This window comes from Saliniramus fredricksonii, from assembly GCF_900094735.1.
GTDB lineage: Bacteria > Pseudomonadota > Alphaproteobacteria > Rhizobiales > Beijerinckiaceae > Saliniramus > Saliniramus fredricksonii.
The window spans coordinates 21,979-36,646 of sequence record NZ_FMBM01000001.1 but is presented as its reverse complement, the minus strand read 5'-3'; the positions used below and the strand labels follow the sequence as shown (position 1 = coordinate 36,646).

At 64.4% G+C, this 14,668-nt stretch carries 13 protein-coding genes and 1 tRNA gene; 7 read left to right on the top strand and 7 right to left on the bottom strand.

Features of this window, described 5'->3' with window-relative positions; genetic code table 11:
- Positions 1–39: 39 nt before the first annotated feature.
- Positions 40–1,722 (bottom strand): glycine/sarcosine N-methyltransferase, encoded by a 1,683-nt coding sequence (locus tag GA0071312_RS00175; RefSeq protein WP_074443131.1) that lies wholly within the window; start codon positions 1,720–1,722, stop codon positions 40–42.
- Positions 1,723–2,367: 645 nt separating this feature from the next.
- On the opposite strand from GA0071312_RS00175, the gene aptA reads away from it, so the two are divergent.
- Together aptA and GA0071312_RS00165 are read left to right on the top strand one after the other, a co-directional pair.
- Entirely contained in the window at positions 2,368–3,720 is a 1,353-nt protein-coding gene (gene aptA, locus GA0071312_RS00170; RefSeq protein ID WP_074443130.1) for an omega-aminotransferase AptA, read from the top strand.
- Between the two features lie 105 nt (positions 3,721–3,825).
- Positions 3,826–4,569, top strand: a complete 744-nt coding sequence (locus GA0071312_RS00165) for a nucleotidyltransferase family protein (RefSeq protein ID WP_074443129.1) — start codon at positions 3,826–3,828, stop codon at positions 4,567–4,569.
- Positions 4,570–4,575: 6 nt separating this feature from the next.
- Here the strand turns inward: GA0071312_RS00165 and GA0071312_RS00160 are convergent, their stop codons facing one another.
- From GA0071312_RS00160 to GA0071312_RS00150, 3 genes are all read right to left on the bottom strand, one after another.
- On the bottom strand, positions 4,576–5,355 hold the full coding sequence (locus GA0071312_RS00160) for an ABC transporter permease (protein WP_074443128.1): 780 nt from the start codon (positions 5,353–5,355) through the stop codon (positions 4,576–4,578).
- A 17-nt stretch (positions 5,356–5,372) separates the two neighbouring features.
- Positions 5,373–6,164 carry an ABC transporter ATP-binding protein gene (locus GA0071312_RS00155; RefSeq protein ID WP_074443127.1) on the bottom strand — a complete coding sequence of 264 codons (792 nt, stop codon included), beginning with the start codon at positions 6,162–6,164 and terminating at the stop codon, positions 5,373–5,375.
- Between the two features lie 98 nt (positions 6,165–6,262).
- Positions 6,263–7,345 (bottom strand): ABC transporter substrate-binding protein, encoded by a 1,083-nt coding sequence (locus GA0071312_RS00150; RefSeq protein ID WP_074444057.1) that lies wholly within the window; start codon positions 7,343–7,345, stop codon positions 6,263–6,265.
- On the opposite strand from GA0071312_RS00150, the gene GA0071312_RS20420 reads away from it, so the two are divergent.
- The 4 genes from GA0071312_RS20420 (at position 7,337) to GA0071312_RS00135 (ending at position 11,252) form a co-directional block, all read left to right on the top strand.
- Positions 7,337–7,444 (top strand): adenosylcobinamide-GDP ribazoletransferase, encoded by a 108-nt coding sequence (locus GA0071312_RS20420; RefSeq protein ID WP_165603923.1) that lies wholly within the window; start codon positions 7,337–7,339, stop codon positions 7,442–7,444. The genes GA0071312_RS00150 and GA0071312_RS20420 overlap by 9 nt on opposite strands.
- Positions 7,445–7,928: 484 nt before the next feature.
- Complete coding sequence (locus tag GA0071312_RS00145; protein ID WP_238947037.1) at positions 7,929–9,473, top strand: dihydrolipoyl dehydrogenase family protein; 1,545 nt, start codon at positions 7,929–7,931, stop codon at positions 9,471–9,473.
- Between the two features lie 4 nt (positions 9,474–9,477).
- Positions 9,478–11,058 carry a sensor histidine kinase gene (locus tag GA0071312_RS00140; RefSeq protein ID WP_083204157.1) on the top strand — a complete coding sequence of 527 codons (1,581 nt, stop codon included), beginning with the start codon at positions 9,478–9,480 and terminating at the stop codon, positions 11,056–11,058.
- 117 nt (positions 11,059–11,175) lie between these two features.
- Positions 11,176–11,252: transfer RNA gene (locus GA0071312_RS00135), tRNA-Arg, on the top strand.
- On the opposite strand, the gene GA0071312_RS00130 is transcribed toward GA0071312_RS00135, so the two are convergent.
- The 3 genes from GA0071312_RS00130 to GA0071312_RS00120 all read right to left on the bottom strand — a co-directional run bounded on the left by GA0071312_RS00130 (position 11,223) and on the right by GA0071312_RS00120 (position 13,295).
- Positions 11,223–11,459 (bottom strand): hypothetical protein, encoded by a 237-nt coding sequence (locus GA0071312_RS00130; protein ID WP_074443126.1) that lies wholly within the window; start codon positions 11,457–11,459, stop codon positions 11,223–11,225. The two genes, GA0071312_RS00135 and GA0071312_RS00130, sit on opposite strands and share 30 nt — an antisense overlap.
- A 360-nt stretch (positions 11,460–11,819) precedes the next feature.
- Entirely contained in the window at positions 11,820–11,999 is a 180-nt protein-coding gene (locus GA0071312_RS00125) for a hypothetical protein (RefSeq protein ID WP_074443125.1), read from the bottom strand.
- Positions 12,000–12,269: 270 nt separating this feature from the next.
- Complete coding sequence (locus GA0071312_RS00120; RefSeq protein WP_074443124.1) at positions 12,270–13,295, bottom strand: IS110 family RNA-guided transposase; 1,026 nt, start codon at positions 13,293–13,295, stop codon at positions 12,270–12,272.
- Between the two features lie 60 nt (positions 13,296–13,355).
- Between GA0071312_RS00120 and GA0071312_RS00115 the strand changes: the two genes are divergently transcribed.
- Positions 13,356–14,561 carry an IS256 family transposase gene (locus GA0071312_RS00115; RefSeq protein WP_074444054.1) on the top strand — a complete coding sequence of 402 codons (1,206 nt, stop codon included), beginning with the start codon at positions 13,356–13,358 and terminating at the stop codon, positions 14,559–14,561.
- Positions 14,562–14,668: the final 107 nt, after the last annotated feature.

The following is a 14,668-nucleotide window of genomic DNA, read 5'->3' as shown; positions in this document are numbered from 1 at the left end:
TTCATCCGTCATGCCTTGCGCGCGTGAGCGCGCGCCATCTCAGCGCTTGCGGAAATGCAGAATGCCCCAGGCCATGTAACCGCTATCGGCGGCCTTCACCCAGTTGTCGAGGCCCTGCAGCATCCGGTCGAGGAAGGCCTTGGAGGAGACCGACGCGACATGGTCGTAATTGGCCCGCAGATCCTCGCCCACACGGGCATAATGCGTGCGCAGGTTCGGCGTCAGGTCAGCGAATTCGACCAGTTCGAAGCCGAGCTTCTCCGCGATCTCCCGGTAATAGCCGGGTGAACCGAGACTCTCGAGATGGATGCGGTCATAGACCGGCTGCAGCACGCCCTCGGGCACGTCGTCCGCCTGCATCGGATCCGTGATGATCATCTCGCCACCGGGCTTGAGCACGCGATGCGCCTCGGCGAAGACCTGTTCGCGATCCTTCGCATGCAGGATCGAATCCTGTGACCAGACGACGTGATAGGTCTCGTTGGGTGCGGGGATCTTGTCGAACGAGCCATGCGCCACCTTGATCTGCTCGGCGAGCGCCTGGCGGCGATTGAGGAAGCGGTTGGTGTCGTTCTGCGCCTCGGAGATGTTGAGGCAATCGACCGAACAGCCATATTCGCTCGCCAGATGGCGTGCGGAGCCGCCATAGCCTGCGCCGAGATCGATGATATGCGTATCGGCCGAGAGATTCTTCAGCATGCCGGCCATCTTGCGCACGGTGCGCGCCGAGGCCTCCTTGATCACCGGGGTCTCTTCATAGAGGCCGATATGGATGTCTTCGCCACCCCAGATATTATAGTAGAAGTTATCCGCATCGGCGCTGTCGTAATACTGTTCGGTGATCAGTTCGACATCGCTCTCGGGCTCTCCGTCGGCACCCTCGGCGGCGCGCTGGAGATAGGATTTCTCGACGACATGGACGAGGAAATCCGGTTCGCCTTCGGCGTAGCTTTCCTGAAAGTCCCCATAGGTCCGGATGCGCTGGAAACCGGCTTCGTTGAGAAGCTTCTTCATGTAGGCCTTGCGAACCGGGAACATGTTGAGCGTGTATTCGCTCTTGTCCGGGAAGGTGTACTTGAACCGGGCGAGGCCATCATCGAGATGGGCCGGCTCGGCGGTGACCTGATCGCCACAATAATAATATTTGTGCTTCGTCGAGAAGCCGTGATCGAGCATGGCGTCGTAATTGCGCTGGTCGATGATCAGGATGCCGTCATGCTTGAGCGCGGCATAGAATTCGGCCAGCGTACGGCGACGATCGGCTTCCTCGTGCAGGTGCGTGAAGGAATTGCCGAGGCAGATGATGGCGTCGTACTTGCCCTGGATGTCCCGGTTGAGCCAGCGCCAGTCGGCCTGGACGGTCTTCAGGATGATCTGGCGCTCCTTGCCGTTCTCGAAGGCCTTGGCGAGCATCGCGGCGCTGCCGTCGACGGTGGTCACGTCGAACCCGGCCTGGATCAGGCGAACCGAGTGGAAACCGGTTCCCGCGGCCACGTCGAGCACCTTGTGCTTGCCGCGTGCACGCAGGATGTCGATGAAGAAATCGCCCTCGCTCGCGGCGCGGGCATCCCAGTCGATCAGTTCGTCCCACTTCTCGGCAAATGTCTTCACGTATTCAGACCGATATTGCCCGGTCTCGCGCACCTTCAACGGGTCCGTGCCGTATTCCTGCTCCCTGGCGGTGAGATCGGCATTGCCCTGAGGGCTGGCGTTGCTGGTCATTCTCTGTTCCTCGTTTTGACCACGGCACCGCGCCATGAGCGCGCATGCAGCGTCTGACGAAAAGGCGCGCCACTGCTCCCTCTTGAGGGAGGCGACGCGAAATCCGGATCGCGGGCGGCGCCCGCACGAATCGCTGAACCCCCCGCGCTCGCTACCCATATCGGCAATCAGGCGAGCAGCGCCGGTACGGCGCACACGGAGGTGCACTCCCAGAAGAAGGAGTGAAATCACATCGCGCTGCATAGCACATCCGCGACAATTGCAGCCTAGCGGCAAAATAATCGAATGCTAGCCTATCAATACAGGTTTATCTGCGTTACAAGGTACGGCTGATTTCGCTGAATGTGCGCGCGCCGCGAGCTGGCAGCGCAGTCGGTCCGGATGCACGAGATCATTGCAATGCAACGCCCTGGCCGCTGTTCTGCCATCGGGGCGCGTACGAAATCTGTGGCGTGATCCAGTGCCGCCCACCGTGATTGCGCAGCACTCCGCGCAAAGTCATCTGCGGCTTTCCGCCTTTGGCCGTTTCCGGCCCGCCTGCTAGACTGGATACCAGAATGGGTGTCGTCGATGAGCGCGCGCAGGGTCCTTCCCGCCGGCGCCTTGTGGCGGTGCCGGCGCAGCCCCGTATCCGGAGGACGAGAGATGGCAGGTTCCAGCGCATTGCGTGCCGCAAACGATATCCAGCAGCCCAACGATCTCGATTCGTGGTGGTTGCCCTTCACGGCGAACAAGTCCTTCAAGACCAATCCGCGCATGGTCTCGCGCGCCAAGGACATGTATTACTACACGCCCGAGGGCAAGCCGGTGATCGACGGCACTTCCGGCCTGTGGTGCTGCAATGCCGGCCATAATCGCGATGAGATCGTCTCCGCCATACAGACACAGGCCCAGGAGCTCGACTTCGCCCCGGGTTTCCAGTACGGCCATCCGCTCGCCTTCACGGCGGCCTCGCGCATCGCACAACTCGCCCCGGCGGATCTCGATCACGTCTTCTTCTGCAATTCTGGCTCGGAGGCTGCCGACACGGCGCTGAAGATCGCACTGGCCTACTGGAACGTGAAGGGGCAGGGGCAGAAGACGCGGCTGATCGGGCGCGAACGCGGTTATCACGGGGTGGGCTTCGGCGGCATCACCGTGGGCGGCATCGTCAACAACCGCAAATTCTTCGGCTCGCTGCTCGCCGGTGCCGATCACCTGCCCCATACCTATAACCGTGAGCACCAGGCCTACTCGAAGGGCGAGCCCGAATGGGGCGCGCATCTCGCGGATGATCTGGAGCGCATCGTCGCCCTGCACGATGCCTCGACCATCGCTGCCGTGATCGTCGAGCCGATGGCCGGCTCGACCGGGGCGCTGCCCCCGCCCAAGGGCTATCTCAAGCGCCTGCGCGAAATTTGCGACAAGCACGATATCCTGCTCGTCTTCGACGAGGTGATCACCGGCTTCGGACGCCTCGGCTACGCCTTCGCCGCCGAGCGTTACGGCGTCGTGCCCGACATGATCACCTTCGCCAAGGCGGTGAATTCCGGCACCGTGCCAATGGGCGGGGTGATCTGCCGCAAGCACATCTACGACGCCTTCATGAGCGGCCCGGACAATGTCGTCGAGCTGTTCCACGGCTATACCTATTCCGGGCACCCGCTGGCCTGCGCCGCGACGATCGCGACGCTGGATATCTACCAGCGCGAAAACCTGTTCGAGCGCACGCGTGCGATCGAGGCGCGCTGGGCGGATGCGATGATGTCGCTCAAGGGCCTGCCCAACGTGGTCGATATCCGCACGCTCGGCCTGGTCGGTGCCGTCGATCTCGCGCCGAATGAGCATGGGCCGGGCAAGCGCGGCTATGCGGCGATCGAGAAGGGCTTCCACGATTACGGGCTGATGCTGCGAACGGCCATGGATACGATCGCCGTGGCGCCCCCGCTGATCGCCGAGGACAAGCATATCGACGAGATCATCGACAAGCTGGGTCGCCTGATCCGCGACGTCGCGTGATGCGATTCCCGCGCGCCGCTGCATCTCCGGCCCGACCGGGGATGACAGGGCGCGCGGCGCCGGTTATCACGGATCCGGGGTTGATCCGTGCAAGATGGTGAGGGGATGACGGCAGCAGACGAAGCGGCGCCGGCGGCGATCGAAACCGGCATGGTGCTGGCCGCCGGGCTCGGCACGCGCATGCGTCCCATCACCGACACCCTCCCCAAGCCTCTCATACGCGTCGGCGGGCGGACCATGCTCGACCATGCCCTCGATCGCCTGGCGCAGGTGGGCATCACGCGCGCCGTCGTCAACATGCATCACCTCGCCGACCGGATCGCGGCGCATCTCGCGGCCCGCAACGGCGCGCCCGCCATCACCTTGTCGGATGAGCGCGATGCGTTGCTGGAAACCGGCGGCGGCATCCGCCGCGCCCTGCCGCTTCTGGGCGAGGCACCGTTTCTGGCGATGAATGCCGATACGCTGTGGATCGAGGGGGCGCAGTCCAATCTGGGCCGGCTGATCGCGGCGCATGATCCGGCGCGCATGGACATGCTGCTCTTGCTCGCGCCAATCGACGCGGCTGTGGGCTATGACGGGCGCGGGGATTTCATGATGGATGAGACAGGACGCCTGGCGCGCCGTGGGGACGAGCCGCAGGCGCCCTTCGTCTATGCCGGCGCGGGGATTTTCCATGCCGGGCTCTTCGCCGATACGCCCGACGGCGCCTTCTCGCTCAACCTGCTCTTCGACCGCGCCATTGCCGCCGGTCGCCTCTACGGCCTGCGCCTCGACGGCACATGGCTGCATGTCGGCACGCCTGATGCGATTGCCGAAGCCGAGGCGCAGATCGCGAAAGCGTGCTGAACCGCTTTACTGCGCCGCGAATTGCGAGCGCTGGGCCCAGCCGGTCATGCGCTTCTCGACGAGGGCGGTGGCGGCATACATGATCACGCCGAGCACGGCGAGCGCGATCAGCGCGGCCCACAGGAGCGGCACGTTGAAATCGGCGCTGGCGCGGGCCATCAGATTGCCGACCCCGACATTCGAAGCGTTGTACTCGGCGATCACCGAGCCGACATAGGCGAGGGTGATCGCGACCTTGAGCGAGCCGAAGAAATACGGCATCGCGCGTGGAATCCCGACCTTGACGATGATGTCGCGCTTGGAAGCGCCGAGCGCGCGCAGCACGTCCTCGGTCTCCGGCTCGATCGTGGCGAGGCCGGTGGCGACGTTCACCACGATGGGAAAGAAGGAGATCAGAAAGGCGGTGAGCACCGGCGGCAGCCAGCCCACACCGAACCAGATCACCAGGATCGGCACCACGGCGACCTTTGGAATGGCGTTGAAGCCGACCAGCAGCGGGTAGGTCCCCGCATGCACGATCCGCGAGGCGCCGAGCGCCATGCCGAGCAACAGGCCGAACACCACCGCAAGCCCGAATCCGGCAAGCGTCATCCAGGCGGTGTGGAAGGAATGATGCAGGAGCTGGCTCTGATACTGATAGATCGAATCGGCGATCAGCGTCGGCGCTGGCAGCACGAAACTCGATATGCCAAAGGCCCGCACCACGAACTCCCAGACGACGAAGAAGCCGAGGGTGAAGATCCAGGGGGCGAGGATGAGGGTGGTGCGTGTGCGTCTGGCGGCCATGATCCGCGCTCTCCCGATCAGGCCGCCTCGCGCGCAGTCTTGATATGACTGCGCAGCTCGTGGACGATGTCGATGAATTTCTGGGTATAGGTGATTTCGATGTCGCGCGGTCGCGGCAGGTCGATCTCGCGCTCGGCGATGATCCGCCCGGGCCGGGCGCTCATGCAGAAGACCCGATCGGCCAGGAACACCGCTTCGCGCAGATCATGGGTGACGAGAATCACGGTGAAGCGCTGGGCGGCGTGCAGGTCCCGGATGATGCCCCAGAGTTCCTCGCGCGTGAAGGCGTCGAGCGCACCGAAGGGCTCGTCGAGCATCAAGAGCTTGGGCTCGTGGATCAGCGCGCGGCAGAGCGAGGCGCGCTGCTGCATGCCGCCGGAAAGCTGCCAGGGGAATTTCGAGCCCTGCCCGGCGAGCCCGACCTGGGCGAGCAGCGCCTCGGCGCGGGCCTCGTATTCCTTGCGATGGCTGCGCAGGCGTCCGCGATGCGGCTGCACGATCTCGAGTGGCAGGAGCAGGTTCTTCAAGGTGGTGCGCCAGGGCAGCATCACCGGATTCTGGAAGGCCATGCCGGCGAGCTTGACCGGCGCGGTCACCTGCTTGCCATCGACGATGATGGTGCCCTTCGCCGGAAACTGCAGGCCGGTGGCGAGCTTCATCACCGTGGATTTGCCACAGCCCGAGGGACCGACGATGGCGGTGAACTCGCCCTCGCGGACCTTGATGGTCATTCCCTCGACGGCCGGCTGCCCGTCCTCGGACCCGGCATAGATATGGGTGACGTCATGGATATCGACGAAGGCGGTCAAGGTGGGGCTCCGGGCGGGAGGCGCCCCCGGGCAGAGATACCCGGGGGAGGGGAGGGCTGGGTCGGCGGCGCTTGCGGCGCGGCCGACAGGGCCGGTTTTCAGTCGAACCGGCGCTCTTCCAGCGGCGGCAGGAACTCATCGGTGAAGATGTCTTCCAGCTCCGGCTTGTCGGTAAATTCGAAGGTCAGACCGATCTGGTCCAGAGCCACGGCAAAGCGCTCCGCATCGACCCCGCCGAAGCCGTTCTCGCGAACCTCGTCGGTGATGATGTTGTTCTCGATCGTCATTTCCAGGCGGTCACGCTCGACATCGCGACGGGCGACGTCGTTGTATTGCACCACGAAACCGGCGCCCTCGTCCGGGTTGTCGATGACGTCACGCAGCCCCTTGATGAAGGCGCGCAGGAAACCCTCGATCGCCTCCGGGTTCTCCTCCATCAGCTCCGGGCTCGCCATGATCACGTTGCCGTAGAGTTCGACGCCGTAATCACCCATGTTGAGCACCACGATATCGTCCATCGGCACGCCGCGCGCGGCCAGGTTGATGGCCGAGGACATGGCGAAGCCGAACACCGCATCGACCTCGCCCTGGGCGAGCATCGGCTCACGCACCGGGAAGCCGACATTTTCGAAGGTCATCTCCCATTCTTCCGCGTCGATATCGTTGACGTCGCTGAAGATCGGCCATTGCGCGAAGGCGGCATCGGGGGCCGGGGCGCCGAAGCGCTTGCCGCGCAGGCTCTCGATATCCTCGCTGATGCCGCGGCTGGCACGCCCGACAATGGCGAAGGGCGGGCGGTTATAGACCATCATCACGGCCTTGACGCCGACTTCCGGATTCTGGTCGCGGAAGCGGATCAGCGAGTTGATGTCGCCGAAACCCATATCATAGGGGCCGGTCGCGACGCGCGGGATCGATTCCAGCGATCCGGCGCCGGAATCGATGGTGACCTCGAGGCCTTCCTCGGCGAAATAGCCCTTCTCGATCGCGGCGAGGAAGGGTGCGGAGGGCCCCTCGAAGCGCCAGTCCAGCGTGAAGCGGATCGGCGTCTGCGCCTCGGCGGCGGTGGAGCCCGCCACGAGCCCGCCGATCCCCGCCGTCACGGCCAGGCCGGCAGCGAAGGTGGAGAGCAGCAAACGGCGTGTGAGCGAACGCAGTGCAGGTGCGGGCAGGTGGGGCATCGTGACGGTCTCCTCGATGGCTGGTTCGGTGACGGCTGGTTCGGTTTCGGTTCGCGGCGGCGCGCAATGCGCGATCCGGTGATCGGGACAGGCGGATGATGACGACGGTTGCGGCTCGGACATGACGGCAAAGCGGATATTGCGCGGTGCTTGCACACCTGCCTTTCCGGCGACAGCCGGATGATCAGCCGCTAAGCCGTTACGCACGGAATGCCGCTGGGGAAGGGGGGCAGTTCCCTAGCGGAAAGCCGCGGATCGTGCAGGCGGAGCAGCATGATGCAGGCAGCGCAATTGCAAAGCCAAATCGTCCTCAGGTCAAGCGCGATGCCGCGATTCGTGATAATAACTTGGGCAGAAGCAACCCGTGCGCACGGCAAGTTCCATTCAACCGCCCAAAAAGGCGGCAGGACGCTTTTGCTATGCGCTTGCGTTCCGCAGGTGACCCTGGCTCTGCCGCTCTCCGATCCCGTCGTGAGCGCGCGCTCACAATGGCGTGTCTCGACGAAACGAGTCTGCCCGTTTAAGCGAAACCCTTGTCGCTGCCGCAGTTTTGCGGCCCTATTCCAATGCAGTGAGGTGATTCATGGCCGATGATCAGGCGACGGCGAAGGAGACGGCGACCAGGCCGCAGGCAGTGACGATGCAGCCCGGCGGGGATGCGGCGGCTCCGGCGACCGGGGGAAGGAAGCGCGAGATCCGGACGGATCTGTGTGTCATCGGCGCCGGTTCCGGCGGGCTTTCCGTCGCGGCGATCGCAGCTTCCTTCGGCGTGCCGGTGGTGCTGGTCGAGCGCGGTGCGATGGGCGGTGATTGCCTCAATGCCGGTTGCGTGCCCTCGAAATCGCTGATTGCGGCCGGCGAGCGCGCCCATGCCATGCGCGAGGCCGCCGCCTTCGGCATCACGGCGCAGGAGCCGCAGGTCGATTACACCGCCCTGCGCGACCATATCCGCGACGTCATCGCCGGGATCGCGCCCACCGATTCGCAGGAGCGTTTCGAGGCGATGGGGGTCACGGTCTTGCGCGAATCGGCCCGTTTCACCGGGCGTGACATGGTGGAGGCCGGCGATGCCGTGATCCGGGCACGCCGCTTCGTCATCGCCACCGGGGCGCGTCCCGCGATCCCGCCGATTCCAGGGCTTGCCGAGACGCCCCATCATACCAACGAGACGATCTTCGATCTCACCGCGCGGCCCGGCCATCTCATCGTGATCGGCGGCGGCCCGATCGGGCTCGAACTCGCCCAGGCCCATGCCCGGCTGGGCGCGCGGGTCAGCGTGGTCGAGGCGCAGGATATCCTCGCGCGCGAGGAGCGCGAACTCGCGGAAGTGGTGGAAGCGCAATTGCGACGCGAGGGCGTCGCCTTCCATGCGAACGCGAAGGTCACCGCCGTCTCGGGTGAGGACGGCGCGGTGCGCATCACGCTCGCGGGGGGCGGTGACGCCGGCGAGACCGTGCTGGAAGGCACCCATCTCCTCGTCGCCACCGGGCGCAAACCCGTTCTCGACGGTCTCGGCCTCGATGCGGCGGGTATCCGGCATGATTCATCCGGCATTGCCGTCGATCAGGGCCTGCGCACGTCGAACCGGCGCGTCTACGCAATTGGGGATTGCGCCGGTGGTGCCACCGGCGGCTATCGCTTCACCCATGCGGCCAACCAGCATGCCGGGCTTGTCATCCGCTCGGCGCTTTTCCGTTTGCGCGTCAAGCTCGATAACGCCATCATCCCGCGCGTGACCTATACGGATCCGGAGCTCGCCGCCGTGGGTCTGGGCGAGGAAGAGGCGCGCAAGCTGCACAAGGGGCGCATCCGCGTGTTGCGCTTTCCCGTGGCCGAGAACGACCGCGCGCGGGCGGAGCGGCGCGAGGCGGGGCATGTGAAGGTGATCACGAGTCACAAGGGGCTGGTGCTCGGCGCAGCGATTGCCGCGCCTCAGGCCGGGGAACTGATTGCATTGTGGACGCTTGCCGTGACGAAGAAAATGAAGGTGCAGGATATCGCGGGTTTGGTCATGGCCTATCCGACACTCTCGGAGATCTCGAAACGTGCGGCGGTGGAATTCCTCAAACCGTCAGCGCGGATGCCGAGCGTACGCCGGCTGATCCGCTTCCTGCGGGTGTTCGGATAAGCGCATGGATGCAGGCTCGCCGGAGGAGACGACCAGGGCGCATGCGGGATCGCGATCGCCGCACCCGCCGCGCTTCGGCCTCTCGGCGCGGCTGTTATGGCTGACGATCGGTTTCGTCATGCTCGCCGAGGTGCTGATCTACGTGCCCTCAGTGGCACAATTCCAGCGTAACTGGCTGAACGACCGGCTCACCGCCGCACAGATCGCCGCGCTCGTTCTCGACGCGGCCCCCGCCGACGGGCTCTCGCGCGATCTCGAAGACGATCTCCTGCGCGGTGTCGGGGCGATGACGGTCGCGGTACGCGGCGGCGGCACGCGCCGCCTGCTCGCCGTGGCCGACATGCCGCGCGAGGTAGGGCGGGTGATCGATCTGCGCGAGCAGGGGCTGATCTCCGGCATCAGCGCTGCCTTCACCACGCTGATGCGTCCAAACGCGCAACCGATGCGCGTGGTCGGGGCGGGGATGGACGCGCCTGAGGGCATGCGGGCCGTGGCCCCGGTCGATTTCGTCGAAATCGTCATCGACGAGGCGCCCCTGCGCGCGGCGCTGGTGAGCTTCTCGCGCAATATCCTGATCCTCTCGCTGATCATCTCGGTGATCACGGCGGGGCTCGTCTATCTGGCCCTGCAATGGGTGATCGTGCGGCCTGTGCGCAGGCTCACCGACAATCTCACCCGTTTCGCCTCTGATCCGGAGGACCGGGCGCGCATCATCGCACCCTCGTCGCGGGCTGACGAGATCGGCGTGGCCGAGCGGGCGCTCGAGCAGATGGAGCGGGCCCTGGAGCGGGCGCTGGCGCGCAAGCGGCGTCTGGCCGAACTCGGGCTCGGCGTTTCGCGCATCAATCACGAGCTGCGCAACATGCTCACTGCCGCGCAGCTCCTTTCCGACCGGATGGCGAGCGCTTCCGATCCGCTGGTGCAGAAATTCGCCCCGCGCCTCGTCGACACGCTCCAGCGCGCCATCGATTTCAGCGAGGCGACGATGGCCTTCGGCAAGGCGGAAGAGCCCGAGCCGCGCCCCGTGCGTTTCGCGCTCGCGCCGGTCGTCAGCGAACTCGGCGATCTGCCGGGCCTCGTTGCCGAGGACGATCCGGATCAGGCCGTGGCGGGCAATGCGCAGGGTGGGGCCGAGGCGCAGGGGCCGGTGCGTCTCGCCGTCGATATCCCCGCCGATCTGGTGCTCGTCGCCGATCGCGAGCAGACGGCAAGGATCTTCGTCAATCTCGCACGCAACGCCGTCGAGGCCATGCGCAAGACGCCACCGCCAGCGCGGCGTCTCACCGTGAGCGCCCGGCGCGTGATGCAGGCGGGCGCGCCGGCGGTCGAGATCCGCTTCGCCGATACCGGCCCGGGCCTGCCGCCGCGCGCGCGCCAGAACCTGTTTCGTCCCTTCGAGGGCTCCGCCCGCTCCGGCGGGACCGGCCTCGGCCTCGCCATCTGCGCCGAGATCATGCGCCTTCATGGCGGCATCATCCGCCTCGAAGAGCCGGAACAGGGCACGGGAGAGGCCGCAGAAGGGGAGGCGGACGATGCCGGCACCAGGGGGACCTGTTTCGTGCTCGTCTTCCGCCAGCCGGTCTGAGTTCAGGCAGGCCGCCGCGAAAATCTTTCACCCCAAATCCGCAAAAAGGGGCTTGCCAACCCCCCCCGAAAGGTTCTATCCACCGCCCACCGACGCGGTCACCCCGCGACGTGGCAAGCGCCCGTAGCTCAGCTGGATAGAGCACCAGACTACGAATCTGGGGGTCAGAGGTTCGAATCCTTTCGGGCGCGCCATTTCGGTACAGAACTGCGAACCGCAGCGGGCAAGTTTTCCGGGTCACTCTGAACCGCCTGTTCAAGGGTATCCTTGATTCCCGTAATGCGGATGACGTTGGTATCAACCTGAATGCGATCAACCACAGCTTTCAAATAGGCCTTGCGGAGCGGGATTTCCCCGGAACGGATGTGCATGCGCATCGCGTCCGCGAAACGTTTGATCATATCCTGCGTGATGACAATCTCGCTACATGCCGTGGCCTGTGCACGTGCCAGAGCTTCTTTTGCGAGATCGCGTTCGTTCTACAACGCTTTGATGCGGTCACGAAGGATATCGTCGAGGTCAGCGATTCCGTTTTCGACCATCGCATACAAGCGACGTAACTTTTCGTCCGCGGCGTCTAGCCGCCTTTATGCATCGCAGCCTGATCAATTGCCCGTTTCGCCTGACGGTTGGGTTTTTGCAGAAGCTGGCGCAGGGTGACCCGCCCCGCCGCTTTTCGGCGGCGGCGGAGATGGTGTGAAGGGCGGGGTTTGCAGGTTGCGGTCGCGGGGTTTCGAAAGGGGCGCCAACGTCCCCGGTGGCTACGTGGCGAGACGCGGTATATGGAATTCCTTGAAGCGCCGGACCTTGGTCTTCGTCTTCGCCCTCTCGAAGCGCCGGGTCGTGCTGGCCTCGACGGTTGCCACGCGTTTGCGCAGCGTGCTGGTTGTCGCCACCCCGAAGATGAAGGCGATGCCGTTCGCCCGGCACCAGTCGAGCACCTCGGGAGCGCATGTTTGGATGCCCCCTTTGATGCAAGGATTTTTTTGCCTGTCTGAGCGCGTGATCGGGTGCGGTCATGTTTCAGGCCTCACAAGTGCGGCTTTCGCACGCCGCGGGCCGGGATGGTGATACGCGGATCAGGTACCAAATCAATAGGGCGAGCTCGAGGCTCGTTGCACTCCACTGGTTTACCCGACCCGGATCTGATCGATCATTTGCCCATTCAGGTCATTGCCCTCCTCACATCCCCGAGGCTCCGACAGCCGCGTTCAGCAGATCGCGCCGGTCGGATCCCTGTAATCAGTCTCGCCGGCGAGCATGGCCCAGATCATACGCGCCATTTTGTTCGCCAGTGCGATGGCGACCAGTTTGCGTGGTTTGCGTGCGAGCATGCGCGATAACCACGATCCCGGTCGGCCACCGTGCCGGCCCCTCCAATGCACGACAGACATGGCGCCGATGATCAGCAGGCGTCGAATATCGCGCTGACCCATCTTGGAAGTGCGGCCAAGCTTCTGCTTGCCACCGGAGGAGTGCTGTCGTGGAACGAGGCCAAGCCACGCTGCAAAATCGCGACTACGGCGGAATTCCCGCATCTCCGGTGCAAAGGATGCAATCGCCATGGCGCAGACCGGGCCGATTCCCGGCATGGTCTGCAGCCGGCGTGCTGTGCTGTTTTCCCTGGCTGCAGTTGTGATCCGCTTGTCCAGCTTGCCGATCTCGTCGCTGATCTGAGCAATCTGATCGAGGTAAAGCCGCCCGAGATCGCGAACCAGGTCCGGAAGCGTGTCCTGATCGAGACAGGCAGCAAAGCGAGCGATATTCCCAACGCCTTGACCGATGATGATGCCGTGCTCAGCAAGATGCCCGCGTAGTGCATTCACCAGACGGGTTCGCTGGCCGACCAGCAGGTCCCGGGTGCGGAACAGCATCGCCCGGGCTTGTTGGTCCGCGGTCTTCACCGCAACGGTACGCATGGTCGGACGCTGTGCTGCTTCCGCCACGGCCTCAGCATCAGCGGCATCGTTTTTTTGCCGCTTGACGAAGGGCTTCACGTAAATGGGCGGGATCAGCCGCACTTCATGACCCAGACGGGAGAGCTCACGACCCCAATAGTGCGCCGTTGCGCATGCCTCCATCGCCACCACACAAGGCGGCAGCGACGCCATGAACTTCGCAAACTGCGCCCGTGACAGCTTCTTGCGGAACAGCACCTGTCCATCGGCCGTTGCCGGTAGCGTCCAAGGAGCTGGTGTAATTTCAGTGCCGTCAACGGTGTGATCCTGGGTGGCCATCGAGGTGTATGGTCGAGGTGGAGTTTGCTGACTTCAACCCCGGACCACATGGAGACCCCGATGACCAAGACGAACATGGACCTGTCCGAACTTCTGGCCAAGCACGATCAGGGAGACTTTCTGCGCAGCGTTGCCGAGGCCGTCCTGCAGCTGATCATGGAGGCGGATGTCGAAGGCCTGATCGGCGCTGGCAAGCACGAGCGCAGCGGCGAACGCACAACGTGGCGTAACGGGTATCGAGAGCGCGCTCTCGATACCCGTCTGGGCACGCTGAACCTGCGGGTTCCCAAGCTGCGTCAAGGCAGTTACTTCCCGGGCTTTCTCGAAGCGCGCAAGACCTCGGAACAGGCGCTGGTGGCCGTCATCCAGGAGGCGTGGATCAGTGGTGTCTCGACCCGTCGCGTCGATGAGCTGGTGCAGGCCATGGGGCTGAGCGGCATTTCGAAGAGCACGGTGTCGAAGCTGTGCAAGGACATCGACGAACGTGTCGGCGAGTTCCTGAACCGCCCGCTCACCGGCGAATGGCCCTATCTCTGGCTCGACGCCACCTATCTGAAGGTGCGCCAGGGCGGACGGATCGTACCAGTCGCCGCAATAATCGCCGTGGCCGCCAACACCGAGGGACGCCGTGAGATCATCGGCCTCGGTATCGGCCCGTCCGAGGCCGAGACATTCTGGACCGAGTTCCTTCGATCCCTGCGCGTTCGCGGCCTGGGGGGCGTCAGACTGGTCATCAGCGACGCGCATACAGGCCTCAAAGCCGCCATCGCCCGGGTCTTCGAAGCAACCTGGCAACGCTGTCGCGTCCACTGGATGCGCAACGCCCTGGCCCATGTCTCGCGTGGTCAGCATACTGTCGTCGCCGCTGCCATCCGACAGGCCTTCGATCAACCCGACCGCACCCATGCCGGCGAAACCTGGCGCAAGGTCGCAGAGCAACTGCGCCCGCGCTGGCCAAAACTGGCCGATCTCATGGATGCCAGCGAGCACGACGTGCTGGCCTACATGTCATTCCCGCGCCAGCATCGCACCAAACTGCACAGCACGAACCCAATTGAACGTCTGAACAAGGAGGTCAAGCGACGCGCCGACGTCGTCGGGATCTTCCCCAATGAAGCATCCATCATGCGTTTGATCGGCGCCGTGCTCTTCGAGCAGAATGACGAATGGCAGACATCAAGCCGCTACATGATGGTCGAGGCATTCGCACAGATCGACAAGGAGGAGATCGATCCCATCCTCAGCATAACCACAAAAGCCGCCTGATCATGACCTCAGGCCATCCAGAAAATTACACCAGCTTGACGGACGCGACCCCGTTGCCCCATGAACCTGGAGAACCTGCTTTGCCAGGTCGACGCCAACGATGCTAA

Excerpts from the sequence above, each read along its gene's own strand:
- GA0071312_RS00175 (WP_074443131.1), bottom strand. The coding sequence starts at position 1,722 with ATGACCAGCAACGCCAGCCCTCAGGGCAATGCCGATCTCACCGCCAGG.
- aptA (WP_074443130.1), top strand. The coding sequence starts at position 2,368 with ATGGCAGGTTCCAGCGCATTGCGTGCCGCAAACGATATCCAGCAGCCC.
- GA0071312_RS00165 (WP_074443129.1), top strand. The coding sequence starts at position 3,826 with ATGACGGCAGCAGACGAAGCGGCGCCGGCGGCGATCGAAACCGGCATG.
- GA0071312_RS00160 (WP_074443128.1), bottom strand. The coding sequence starts at position 5,355 with ATGGCCGCCAGACGCACACGCACCACCCTCATCCTCGCCCCCTGGATC.
- GA0071312_RS00150 (WP_074444057.1), bottom strand. The coding sequence starts at position 7,345 with ATGCCCCACCTGCCCGCACCTGCACTGCGTTCGCTCACACGCCGTTTG.
- GA0071312_RS00145 (WP_238947037.1), top strand. The coding sequence starts at position 7,929 with ATGGCCGATGATCAGGCGACGGCGAAGGAGACGGCGACCAGGCCGCAG.
- GA0071312_RS00140 (WP_083204157.1), top strand. The coding sequence starts at position 9,478 with ATGGATGCAGGCTCGCCGGAGGAGACGACCAGGGCGCATGCGGGATCG.
- GA0071312_RS00130 (WP_074443126.1), bottom strand. The coding sequence starts at position 11,459 with ATGATCAAACGTTTCGCGGACGCGATGCGCATGCACATCCGTTCCGGG.
- GA0071312_RS00120 (WP_074443124.1), bottom strand. The coding sequence starts at position 13,295 with ATGGCCACCCAGGATCACACCGTTGACGGCACTGAAATTACACCAGCT.
- GA0071312_RS00115 (WP_074444054.1), top strand. The coding sequence starts at position 13,356 with ATGACCAAGACGAACATGGACCTGTCCGAACTTCTGGCCAAGCACGAT.